Source organism: Knoellia aerolata DSM 18566, assembly GCF_000768695.1.
Taxonomy (GTDB): domain Bacteria; phylum Actinomycetota; class Actinomycetes; order Actinomycetales; family Dermatophilaceae; genus Knoellia; species Knoellia aerolata.
The window spans coordinates 122,560-134,129 of the sequence record NZ_AVPL01000003.1; the positions used below are offsets into that span (position 1 = coordinate 122,560).

Consider the following 11,570-nt stretch of genomic DNA (forward strand, 5'->3'; position numbering starts at 1 on the left):
CGTGTACACGGAGTCCACTCCGCTCACCAAGGTCCTGGCCTCCCGCGAGGCGAAGAAGTTCAAGGACTCGCGGGGGATCGTCACCGTCGGCGACCTCCTCGCGTACTGGCCGCGTCGCTACCAGAGCCCGGAGAGCAACCTCGCCGCCGCCACGGTCGGGTCCTACATCGTCGCCGTCGCCGAGGTGAAGTCCGCGACCACGCGGTCGATGAAGGCGCGTCGCGGCACGATGCTTCAGGCGGTCATCACCGACGGCAGCAAGGACCTCGAGATCACCTTCTTCAAGGCCTGGGGACACGAGGGCAAGCTCGTACCCGGCACCAAGGCCCTGTTCGCGGGCAAGGTCTCCTCCTTCAACAACCGCCTCCAGCTCGCGCACCCCGGCTACTCCCTGCTCAGCGACTTCGACAAGGGCGAGCGGCGCGACCTCATCCCGATCTACAAGCAGGTGGGCAACCTCCACACGTGGACGGTGACCGAGTGCGTGCGGATGGTGCTCGACCTGCTCGTCGAGAGCCCGGAGGCGATCCCCGAGGACGTGCTGGACCGCCGCGACCTGCTCGACCGCACCTCCGCGCTGCGGGGGATCCACACCCCCCAGTCGTTGGCCGAGGTGGCGCAGGCGCGCCGCCGCATGTCGTACGAGGAGGCCTTCGTCCTCCAGCTCGCCCTGGCCCAGCGCCGCGCGCGGCAGGCGCAGGAGTCGACCATCGCGCGGGCACCCAGGCCGGGCGGACTGCTCGACGCCTTCGACGCGCGGCTGCCGTTCACGCTCACCGCCGGCCAGGTCGAGGTCGGGCAGACCCTGGCCACCGAGATGGCGCGGGCCGTCCCCATGCACCGTCTCCTCCAGGGCGAGGTCGGGTCGGGCAAGACGGTCATCGCCGTGCGCGCGATGCTCGCCGCGGTCGACTCCGGGGGGCAGGCGGCCCTGCTCGCACCGACCGAGGTGCTGGCCGCCCAGCACCACCGGTCCATCACCGCCATGCTCGGTGACCTCGCCGAGGGAGGCATGCTCGGTGGGGCGGAGATGGGGACCCGCGTCACGCTGCTGACCGGCAGCATGTCCCAGGGGGCCCGTCGCCGCGCGATGCTCGACATCACGAGTGGTGACGCTGGCATCGTCATCGGGACGCACGCCCTGATCCAGGAGCACGTGAGCTTCCAGGACCTCGCGCTCGTGGTGGTCGACGAGCAGCACCGCTTCGGCGTCGAGCAACGGGATGCTTTGCGCGGCAAGGCTGCTCAGCCTCCGCACGTCCTCGTCATGACCGCCACCCCGATTCCGCGCACCGTGGCCATGACGGTCTTCGGTGACATGGAGACGTCGACGCTCAGCGAGCTCCCGGCCGGCCGGGCACCCATCACCACCCACGTCGTGCCCGAGGACAAGCCCGGCTGGATGCAGCGGACGTGGGTGAGGATCGCCGAGGAGGTCGCGCAGGGTCGCCAGGCCTACGTCGTCTGCCCCCGCATCGGCGACGACGACGAGCCGGAGGAGGACGCCGAGATCTTCGCGCCCGATGCCGTCGGCGACTCCGACGGCGACGGCGGTGACGACGACGGCGCCGAGGACGGCGAGGCAGTTCCCCCACGGCCGCTCGCATCGGTCCGACGCGTCCACGCCGAGCTCGTCGCCAACCCGGCGCTCGCGGGACTGCGCATCGAGATCCTCCACGGCCGGCTGCCGGCCGACGAGAAGGACGCCGTGATGCGCGAGTTCGCCGCCGGGCAGATCGACGTCCTCGTCTCGACGACGGTCATCGAGGTCGGCGTCGACGTCCCCAACGCCAGCGTCATGGTCGTCACGGACGCCGACCGGTTCGGCGTCTCGCAGCTGCACCAGCTGCGCGGTCGCGTGGGGCGCGGAGGGCTGCCCGGGCTCTGCCTCCTCGTCCACGCGGGGGACGGGGAGGCCGCCCACGAGCGCCTCGACGCCGTGGCCGGCACGACCGACGGTTTCGAGCTGGCCCGCATCGACCTCCGGCAGCGCCGGGAGGGCGACATCCTCGGATCCTCCCAGCACGGGGTGCGCAGCCAGCTCCAGTTCCTGCACGTCCTCGAGGACGAGGCCCTCATCGAGGCGGCCCGCGAGGACGCCGTCTCCGTGGTGGCCGAGGACCCCGACCTCGGGGCACATCCGCGACTCGCCGAGCTCGTCGACGCCCGCGTCGACACGGAGCAGGCGGCATACCTGGAACGAGGGTGAGGTGACCAGAGTCATCGCCGGCACGGCCGGCGGACGCGAGCTGCGCACGCCGTCCGGACGCGGCACGCGGCCGACGAGCGACCGGGTGCGCGAGGCGCTCTTCTCCTCGCTCGAGGCGCGTGACGCGGTCTCCGGGGCGCGGGTCATGGACCTGTATGCCGGCTCCGGCGCCCTCGGTCTCGAGGCCGCGAGCCGCGGGGCCGCCGAGGTGACCCTCGTCGAGTCCGACCGTGCGGCCGCCTCGGTCATCCGGGACAACGTCGCCCGACTGCGGCTGCGCGCGACCGTGCTTCCGGTGACCGTGGCCTCGGCGCTCCAGGGGGCGCCCCGAGCCCTCGACCTCGTCCTCCTCGACCCGCCGTACGACCTCTCCGAGGAGGCCCTGGCGGCCGACCTGTCGGCGCTGGTGTCCCGGGGATGGCTCGACGAGGACGCCCTGGTCGTCGTCGAGCGCTCGAAGCGCTCACCCGAGCCGGTGTGGCCCGACGCGCTCGAGCCCGAACGGGTGAAGACGTACGGCGAGACGGTCATCTGGTACGCCATCCACCGCACGCCTACCGACCACGCAACCCCCCTGATCAGCAAGGATGGGCAGATGAGCGACTACGAGATCCCCCGACCGACCAGTGGCGACGTGCTGGACCTGATCCTCGCCGACCACCGCCTCTTCGAGGACCTCATCCGGGAGTGCCGCCGCAACGACAGCGACCGCGCCGCGGCCCGCTCCGCGCTCGCCGAGCTCATCGTGGCCCACGGAGAGGCCGAGGAGGAGAAGGTCTACCCGGCGCTGCGCCGCAAGCGCGCGATCACCGAGCACGAGCAGGAGCACGGCGAGGAGGAGCACGCCGAGATCAACGAGGCGCTCGTCGCCTTCCTCGAGGCCAAGGGCACCGACACCGACAAGTACGACACGGCCCTCGAGGAGCTGGCGACGGTGCTGAACCACCACGCCAACGAGGAGGAGCAGACGATCCTCAACCCGGCTCGCGAGGAGGTCTCCGAACAGGCCCGGGCCACGCTCGGCGTGGAGTGGCTGGCACGCCGCAACGAGCTCCTCGAGCAGGGCTGCGCGAGCCTCGAGCAGGTCGAGGCGATCCTGCACCGCGCCGAGAAGGAGGGCGTCATCGCCGCGCCCGAGGCCCGTGAGAAGGCCGACGCGATCAAGGAGGAGGCCAAGGAGGAGGCCAAGAAGGTCGAGGAGGCCTCCAAGGAAGCGGCCAAGGACTGAGGCGGCACCCGGCCCGGCGACGTCCCACGCCGTAGGGTGGCGCGCGTGAGCGAGCAGCAGATCAGGCGGGCCGTCTGCCCGGGGTCGTACGACCCGGTCACCCTCGGGCACGTCGACGTGCTCGTGCGGGCCGCCCGGCTCTACGACGAAGTCGTCGTGGCCGTGCTCCACAACCCGGCCAAACAGGGCACGTTCACGGTCGAGCAGCGCATCGGGTTCATCGAGCGCTCGCTGCCGGACGAGATCCGGGGGCGCGTGCGGGTCGAGGCCTTCGCGGGCAGGCTTCTCGTCGACGTCTGCCGTGACGTCGGCGCCGAGGCCATCGTCAAGGGGCTGCGCAGCGCCGCCGACTTCGCCTACGAGCTCCCCATGGCCCTGATGAACCGGCACCTCACCGGGGTCGAGACCGTGTTCCTCCCCGGGGCGCAGGAGTTCGAGCACGTGTCGAGCTCGCTCGTCAAGGAGGTGGCGCGCTTCGGTGGTGACGTCTCCGGGCTCGTCCCCGACGAGGTCCGCGACGCCATCGTCGCGTTGCGCCCGAACCCCTGACCGCCCCCACCCGCCGCCTGCGTCCGCAAGGGTGGTCGAGAAGGTGACCAGGGTTGCGGACGCCAGCGGGACGGCATACGGGGGGGCGTCCGCAAGGGTGGTCGAGAAGGTGACCAGGGTTGCGGACGCCAGCGGGACGGCGTGCAGGGGTGCATTTGGGGAGGTGGACCCCCCTCCGGTACCGTGGTCAGTCGGTCTGCGTCAGCCGTGACGCGGTCCGAACCACTCGACAACGGCAAGGGCAATGACTCGTCTCGATCCACGATCTCCACTGGTGCTCGACACCAAGGAGGTCGGCCGGCGACCCGGCTCGATGGCGGAGCTCTCTCGCACGGTCGAGGCACCAGCTGATTTCGGCACGGAGGTGCTGCGCGTCGCCGAGGGGGAACCCTTGGAGCTCGTCGCGCGGCTCGAGTCCGTCGTCGAGGGCATCCTGGTCACCGGTTCGGTCCACGCGACGGCGACCGGCGCCTGCGTGCGGTGCCTGGATCCGATCAGCCACGATGTGACTGGCCGCTTCCAGGAGCTGTTCGCCTACGCCGATCGCAACGCCCACCACCTCGAGGTGGGCGACGAGGACGCAGCCGAGGTGTACCTCGTCGAGGACGGTCTCATCGACCTCGACGAGGTGCTCCGGGACGCGGTGGTGCCCTCACTGCCGTTCAAGCCCGTGTGTCGCCCGGACTGCCCGGGGTTGTGTTCCGAATGCGGGATGCGCCTCGAGGAGGACCTGGACCACACACATGACGTGATCGACCCCAGGTGGGCGGCTCTCACGGACCTCGTGTCCGAGCCCTCCACGACGCAGACTTCAGATAGGACCTGACATGGCTGTTCCGAAGCGGAAAGTGTCGCGCTCCAACACCCGCCACCGCCGTGCCAACTGGAAGGCGACCCCGGTCACCCTGACCGCGTGCCCGCAGTGCAAGGCTCCGACGCAGCCGCACATCGCGTGCCCGTCGTGCGGGTCCTACAAGGGCCGCCACTACGGCGTGGCCGAGCGCACCGAACACCAGGGCTGAGACCCACCCTCATGGGTAGGTGCTCGCACAGCCCTGAGGCACTCACGCCGCGGCGCCCCGTCGCCGAGCTCCACCAGCACCTCACCGAGGTGACCGGTGGGCTCATCGACGAGGCGCTGCTCGCGCGTGCCCTGACGCACCGGTCGTTCGCTTACGAGGCGGGCGGCGTTCCGCACAACGAGCGGCTGGAGTTCCTCGGCGACTCGGTGCTGGGCCTCGTCGTCACCGACACGTTGTACTCGGCCCATCCCGAGCTCACCGAGGGCAACCTCGCGAAGCTGCGGGCCGCCGTCGTCAACATGCGCGCGCTCGCCGCGGTCGGTCGCACCCTCGGGCTCGGTGACTACCTCCACCTCGGCCGCGGCGAGGAGGCCACCGGCGGTCGCGACAAGGACTCGATCCTCGCGGACACCGTCGAGGCGGTCATCGGTGCCACCTACTCGAGTGCCGGGATGGCCGCTGCCGACGCCCTCGTGCACCACCTGCTCGACCCCCTCATGGCCAGCTCCGCGACCCTCGGGGCCGGGCTCGACTGGAAGACGAGCCTGCAGGAGATCAGCGCGATGCACTCCGCCGGCTCCGTCGAGTACGCCCTCGAGGAGGAGGGCCCGGAGCACGCCAAGACGTTCAGCGCCCGCGTCCTCGTCGGCGGGACCGAGCACGGCCGCGGAGTCGGCCGCACGAAGAAGGACGCCGAGCAGCAGGCCGCCGCCCAGGCCTGGGAGACCCTGCGCGAGCGCCACGGTGCCGGCCTGTCCACGGCGCCCCTGCCCGACCTCTCCTGACCCGAGGCGACCCCCCAACGTGCCCGAGCTGCCAGAGGTCGAGGTCGTCCGCCGCGGCCTCGCCGACCACGTCGTCGGCCGCCGCATCGCCTCCGCCTCGTTCACGGGGGCCCGGGTCGCCCGGCGGCACGTTCCCGGTCCGCTCCACCTCGCCGAGCAGGTCACCGGCCTCGAGGTCACGCAGGCGCGGCGCCGCGGCAAGTACCTCTGGCTGGTCCTCGGCGACGCCGGCCACCCGGTGCTCGGCCTCATCGCGCACCTGGGCATGAGCGGACAGCTCCTCGTGGAGGCGGCGGACGCCCCCGACGAGAAGCACCTGCACGCGAGGTTCACCTTCGCCGACGGTGGTCCCGAGCTCCGCTTCGTCGACCAGCGGACCTTCGGCGGGTTCGCCCTCGACGACCTCGGCGACGACGGCGTCCCCCACCAGATCCGGCACATCGCGCCGGACCCCTTCGAACCGGTCTACGACCAGCACGCCGTCGTACGACGGATCAAGGCCAGCGACAGCGCCATCAAGCGGATGGTGCTGCACCAGGGGGTCGTGTCGGGGATCGGCAACATCTACGCCGACGAGGCGCTGTGGCGGGCGCAGGTCCACGGCGAGCGCCCGTCGAGCAGTCTCACCAAGCCCACCATCGCCCGGGTGCTCGACCACGCCCGCGAGGTGATGGCGGCGGCGCTGGACCAGGGCGGCACGAGCTTCGACGCGCTCTACGTCAACGTCAACGGCGCCTCGGGCTACTTCGACCGCTCGCTGCACGCCTACGGGCAGGAGGGCGAGCCGTGCGCCCGGTGCGGGACGCCGATCCGGCGGGAGCAGTTCATGAACCGGTCGTCGTTCTCATGCCCCCGGTGCCAGCCGCGACCGCGTTCGGCCGCTCGGCGCTGACCTGCCGGTCCGGTGCTCACCGGGCAGCGGGATGTCCTGTCCTCGTCCGGCGACGAGCCGTGGCCCGTCCGCTTTTCGTGGAGGATCGCACCGATCCGGCGGACACGAAGACGTGTCAGTCGGGCGTGTGGTTCCGGGACCACGCGGTGGCGACGAGCTCGCGCAGGACCTCGAGGTCGACCTCGGAGAGCCGCTTGAGGTAGAGGCAGCCCTTGCCGGTCGTGTGCGGCCCGAGCCGCTCGAGCACGTCGGTCTGCGCGCCGTCGTACGTCAGGCCGTAGAGCGTGAGGGCGGCCTTGCGGGCGGCGAGGCCGACGGCGAACCACTCGCGCTCCTTGCCGTCCGCCGTCCGGTAGGGCTGGCGGCCGAACCCGACCATGGACCCACCCCAGAGGACCGGCTCGGCCCCGGTCACCTCGCGCATCAACGCGAGCACGGCCTGGGCGTCCTCGCGCCGGGCCACGGGCTCGACGGTCGCGAGGTGGGCGTCGACGTCGCCGTCGTTCGGCCGCGTCGACCGGTCGCCATGGTCCGGTGGGGCGGGAACGGTCATGGGACGGGGAGCTCCTTGAGCGTGACCGGCTGGCCGGTGTGCCGGGTGCTGAGGTCAGCGAACGCCTGACGGATCGTCTTGGCGTAGAGGTGTGCGCCGACGAGCGAGGGGTGCATGCCGTCGGACTGGAGCTGGCCGGTGGTGCCCTCGAGCGCGGCGTCCCAGTCGGCCATCGCGACGTTGTCGCGCCCCGCGACGAGCTCTCGCAGCGCGGCGTTGTCGCCGGCGATGCGGTTGATCCGGCCGTGGAGGGTGACGACGACGACCATCCGGTCGGGCCCGAGGGCGTCGAGGGTCGCCCGGGCCCGCTCGAGGTCGGTGCCGGCGTTGGTGCCCAGGGCGAGCACCACGGCCCGACGGTTGGCGTCGCCCCGCTTGGTCACCACGGACAGGCCCTCGGCCCACTGCCGGTTGGACCGGGCGTCGAGCCGGATGCCGGGGAAGTAGTAGCGGAGCGCGTGAACGCTGCCCACCATCATCGAGTCGCCGTAGCCGTCGATCTCGGCCCCGGTCGGCATCGCCCAGGTCTGGGCCACGGGTGCCGGCTTCCGGCTCGGGCTCGCCGAGGCGCCGGGCGTCGGCGACGCCCCGCGGGACGACGCGGGGACGGCGGGGGAGGACGAGGGCTGCGCCGCCGCCGAGTTGGCGTCCAGCAGCTGCTCGACGGAGGTCCGGGTCGGGACGGTGAGCAGGACGGTGGCGAGCACGACGGCGAGGACGACGACCCCGGCCCACACCGCGCGGGCGGTGCGGGTGCCGGCATACCGGATCGTGTGGAGCAGGTGGCGGGCGCTGCCACGGAAGCCGCGCTCGCGCACCGGCGTCTCGAGGAGCCGGTAGGACAGGTCGGCGATGGCGACGGTGACGACGACGCACCACACGCGGGACCAGAGGTAGCCGTCGGCCGATCGGGCCGCCCACGGCAGGTCCGCCTCGACGATGAGGATGACCGGCCAGTGCCAGAGGTAGAGCCCGTAGGACCGCTCACCGACCCAGCGCAGGACGGGCCGGTCGAGGACCGACCGCAGGGCCCCTGGACGCTCGACGACGCCGAGCACGAGAAGGGTCGTGGCCAGTGACGCGGCGAGGATGCCACCTCGGAACGTCCACGGGGTCGACTCGTCGAGGAGCGCGAACAGCGCGACGAGCACGAGCCCGGACCCGGCGAGCAGCGGGCGGCGGGCCCGCTCCCACCCGGGGGTCGACGTCCACGCCCGGTGCGGAGCGGCCCAGGCGAAGGCGAGGGCGGCGCCGAGCATGAGGCCCATGAGGTGGGTGTCGGTGCCGTAGTACACGCGGGTCGCCCCGAGCGCCGGGTCGTAGCGGGTGGCCATGAGGACGGCCGACCCCAGGGCCAGGGCGACGGCGACAGCGGCGCGAGCGCGGGACGACGGCGCGACGCGCAGCAGCACGAGGGCGACCAGCGGCCACACGAGGTAGAACTGCTCCTCGACGGCCAGCGACCAGAGGTTCATGAGCAGCTGGGGTGCGGTGCTGTGGAAGTAGTCGGAGCCGGCGGCGATCTCGAGCCAGTTGCTCGTGAACGTCAGCGCCCCCAGCGCCTGGCGCCGGATGCCGACGAGCAGGTCGGCCTCGACGAGCCGCGCGAGCAGGATGACGCTGGGCACGAGGACGAGCAGGGCCGGGAGGAGGCGACGGGCGCGGCGCGTCCAGAACCCCAGCAGGTCGATCCGGCCGGCGCGGTCGTGCTCGCGCACGAGCAGCGTCGTGATGAGGAAGCCCGAGATGACGAAGAAGACGTCGACGCCGAGGAAGCCCCCGGGCAGCCAGCGCGGGTCGAGGTGGAAGGCGAGCACGGCGAGGATCGCGACGGCACGGAGCCCGTCGAGGCCGGGCAGCCGGCCGGCCGGACGGACCGGAGCCGGACGGCTCCGGCTCGCCGCGGCCCCCAGCGATGGGCTGTCCACGCTCATGTCCACAGGCTAGGGACGTGCACCGACAGGGGCGTGGAGGCGCGCTGGCCCACGCCCGACCTACGATGCCGCCATGGAGAGCAGCGCCGACCCCGACGCCGACGGGCTCCGCGCCCTCAGGGCCACGGTGACCGTCCGGGGCCGGGTCCAGGGAGTCGGGTTCCGGTGGTGGGCCCGGGCCCGCGCCCTCGAGCTCGGCCTCGTCGGTCACGCCCGCAACACGAGCGACGGACGCGTCGAGGTGGTCGTCCAGGGCCCGCGAGACGCGGTCGACCGGATGGTCGCCCTGCTGCGTGAGGAGCCGAGCACGACCGAGCGTCCCGGCCGGGTCACCGCGGTGTCGACCCCGCTCGAGAGCGCGCCGCGCCCCGACGTCACCTCCTTCGTCGAGAGGTGACGGCACCGCGCGAGGCGAGCACGCGGCATACCGGGTCGTGGGACGCGTCGCCCGGGGCCGGGTGGCGTTCCTACGATGGGGCGATGAGCGACGTCCCCCCCGAGCTGGCCCGGCTGCGGTCGAGCATCGACAACATCGACGCGGCCCTCGTGCACCTGCTCGCCGAGCGGTTCAAGTGCACCCAGCAGGTCGGCGAGCTCAAGGCCGTCGAGGGCATGCCCCCGGCCGACCCGGCTCGCGAGGAGCGCCAGATCGGCCGGCTGCGGGCCCTGGCGAACGAGAGCGGCCTCGACCCCGAGTTCGCCGAGAAGTTCATCAACTTCGTCATCGCCGAGGTCATCCACCACCACGAGTCGATCGCCAAGGGCTGACCGGCCGGCAACCGGCACAGCAGTCACTCCAGCCATATCGGACCCACCCGTCACAGGCAACGCAGGGGCCCGCCGAGGTCCGGGTCCGCCCCGCGACCCGCCGGTACAGTGAGCGCTCAGCCCGCCGCCCCCGAGGAACCGAGAGCCACCGCGTGTACGTCAAGAGCCTGACCCTCAAGGGGTTCAAGTCCTTCGCCTCGGCGACGACGCTGCGCCTCGAGCCGGGCATCACGTGCATCGTCGGCCCCAACGGGTCGGGCAAGTCCAACGTCGTCGACGCCCTCGCCTGGGTCATGGGCGAGCAGGGGGCCAAGAGCCTGCGCGGCGGCAAGATGGAGGACGTCATCTTCGCCGGCACCGCCGGGCGGCCGCCGCTGGGTCGCGCCGAGGTCAGCCTGACGATCGACAACACCGACGGCGCCCTCCCGATCGACTACACCGAGGTGACGATCACCCGGACGATGTTCCGCAACGGCGGCTCCGAGTACGCCATCAACGGCACCCCCAGCCGGCTGCTGGACATCCAGGAGCTGTTGTCCGACAGCGGGATCGGCCGCGAGATGCACGTCATCGTCGGCCAGGGCCAGCTCGACGCCGTGCTCCGCGCGACCCCGGAGGAGCGCCGAGGCTTCATCGAGGAGGCGGCCGGCGTCCTCAAGCACCGCAAGCGCAAGGAGCGCGCGCTGCGCAAGCTCGACGCGATGGAGCTCAACCTCACCCGCGTCCAGGACCTCACCGGTGAGATCCGCCGCCAGCTCGGCCCCCTCGGCCGCCAGGCCGAGGCCGCCCGCAGGGCCGCCACCATCCAGGCCGACGCCCGCGACGCGCGACTGCGCCTCCTCGCCGACGACCTCGTGCAGCTCACCTCCACCCTCGAGCAGGAGGTCGCCGACGAGACCGCGCTCATCGCGCGGCGGACCTCGGTCGAGAACGCCCTCGAGGGCGTGCGATCGCGGCTCACCGAGGTCGAGCGCCAGGCCGCCGACGCCGCGCCCGAGCTCGGCCGCGCCCAGGAGCGCTTCGTCCGGCTGCAGTCCCTGCGCGACCGGCTCGAGTCGACCGCCTCCGTCGCCCGCGAGCGGGTCCGCCTCCTCGGCCAGGACGACGTCGACGAGACCACGTCCGGCCGCGACCCCGAGGAGCTGCGGGCTCAGGCCGTGCAGGCTCGCGAGGCCGAGCAGAAGCTCCTCGCCGAGGTCGCGACGGCCGCCGACGAGCTCGCCGCAGCCGTGGGCGCCCGCGAGGACGCGGAAATGGCGTATGCCGCGGAGCAGGACCGTCTCGCCCGTCTCGCCCGCGCCGCGGCCGACCGCCGCGAGGGGCTCGCCAAGCTCGCCGGCCAGGTCGGTGCCCGGCGCAGTCGGATCGAGGCCGGCGAGGCGGAGATCGGCCGCCTCCGCGGGATCATCGAGGCCTCGCTGGCGCGCGCCACCGACGCCGAGCGCGACTTCTCCCGCCTCGAGGGCACCGTCGCCAACGACGAGGAGGGCGAGCAGGGTCTCGACAGCGCCTACGAGACCGCCGCCGAGGAGCTCGCCGGGGTCGAGGCCCGGATCGCCGCGCTGGAGGCCACCGAGCGCGAGGCCGAGCGGGCCCGCTCCGCCGCCGCCGCCCGCGTCGAGGCGCTCGG

Annotated in this window: 12 protein-coding genes; 10 read left to right on the forward strand and 2 right to left on the reverse strand. The window is 72.6% G+C overall.

Features of this window, described 5'->3' with window-relative positions; translation table 11 throughout:
- Position 1: 1 nt before the first annotated feature.
- From N801_RS02795 to mutM, 7 genes are all read left to right on the forward strand, one after another.
- Positions 2–2,209 carry an ATP-dependent DNA helicase RecG gene (locus N801_RS02795; RefSeq protein ID WP_035932567.1) on the forward strand — a complete coding sequence of 736 codons (2,208 nt, stop codon included), beginning with the start codon at positions 2–4 and terminating at the stop codon, positions 2,207–2,209.
- A 1-nt stretch (position 2,210) separates the two neighbouring features.
- Positions 2,211–3,437: a 16S rRNA (guanine(966)-N(2))-methyltransferase RsmD gene (gene rsmD, locus N801_RS21805; protein WP_342666888.1), complete on the forward strand. Its 1,227-nt coding sequence runs from the start codon at positions 2,211–2,213 to the stop codon at positions 3,435–3,437.
- Between the two features lie 45 nt (positions 3,438–3,482).
- Positions 3,483–3,986 carry a pantetheine-phosphate adenylyltransferase gene (gene coaD / locus N801_RS02810; RefSeq protein ID WP_035932569.1) on the forward strand — a complete coding sequence of 168 codons (504 nt, stop codon included), beginning with the start codon at positions 3,483–3,485 and terminating at the stop codon, positions 3,984–3,986.
- 244 nt (positions 3,987–4,230) lie between these two features.
- Positions 4,231–4,812 (forward strand): YceD family protein, encoded by a 582-nt coding sequence (locus tag N801_RS02815; protein ID WP_035932571.1) that lies wholly within the window; start codon positions 4,231–4,233, stop codon positions 4,810–4,812.
- Position 4,813: 1 nt separating this feature from the next.
- The gene (gene rpmF / locus N801_RS02820; protein WP_035932573.1) at positions 4,814–5,008 is read left to right on the forward strand and encodes a 50S ribosomal protein L32; all 195 of its coding nucleotides are present in this window, start codon (positions 4,814–4,816) and stop codon (positions 5,006–5,008) included.
- A gap of 11 nt (positions 5,009–5,019) precedes the next feature.
- Positions 5,020–5,793, forward strand: a complete 774-nt coding sequence (gene rnc, locus N801_RS02825; protein WP_035932574.1) for a ribonuclease III — start codon at positions 5,020–5,022, stop codon at positions 5,791–5,793.
- Between the two features lie 19 nt (positions 5,794–5,812).
- On the forward strand, positions 5,813–6,685 hold the full coding sequence (gene mutM, locus N801_RS02830) for a bifunctional DNA-formamidopyrimidine glycosylase/DNA-(apurinic or apyrimidinic site) lyase (RefSeq protein ID WP_035932575.1): 873 nt from the start codon (positions 5,813–5,815) through the stop codon (positions 6,683–6,685).
- A 115-nt stretch (positions 6,686–6,800) separates the two neighbouring features.
- Here mutM and N801_RS02835 read toward each other — a convergent pair whose 3' ends face one another.
- Positions 6,801–7,238, reverse strand: coding sequence for a DUF1801 domain-containing protein (locus tag N801_RS02835; protein ID WP_035932577.1), 438 nt, complete (start codon positions 7,236–7,238; stop codon positions 6,801–6,803).
- A complete protein-coding gene (locus N801_RS02840; RefSeq protein WP_052112534.1) occupies positions 7,235–9,172 on the reverse strand; it encodes an acyltransferase family protein in 1,938 nt (645 codons plus the stop codon). The genes N801_RS02835 and N801_RS02840 overlap by 4 nt, the downstream gene beginning before the upstream one ends.
- A 73-nt stretch (positions 9,173–9,245) precedes the next feature.
- Here N801_RS02840 and N801_RS02845 point away from each other — a divergent pair, with 73 nt between their 5' ends.
- The 3 genes from N801_RS02845 to N801_RS02855 all read left to right on the forward strand — a co-directional run.
- Complete coding sequence (locus N801_RS02845) at positions 9,246–9,569, forward strand: acylphosphatase (RefSeq protein WP_035932579.1); 324 nt, start codon at positions 9,246–9,248, stop codon at positions 9,567–9,569.
- Positions 9,570–9,652: 83 nt separating this feature from the next.
- The gene (locus N801_RS02850; protein ID WP_035932582.1) at positions 9,653–9,940 is read left to right on the forward strand and encodes a chorismate mutase; all 288 of its coding nucleotides are present in this window, start codon (positions 9,653–9,655) and stop codon (positions 9,938–9,940) included.
- A 152-nt stretch (positions 9,941–10,092) separates the two neighbouring features.
- A partial coding sequence (locus tag N801_RS02855; protein ID WP_035932585.1) for a chromosome segregation SMC family protein occupies positions 10,093–11,570 on the forward strand: 1,478 nt, incomplete at its 3' end.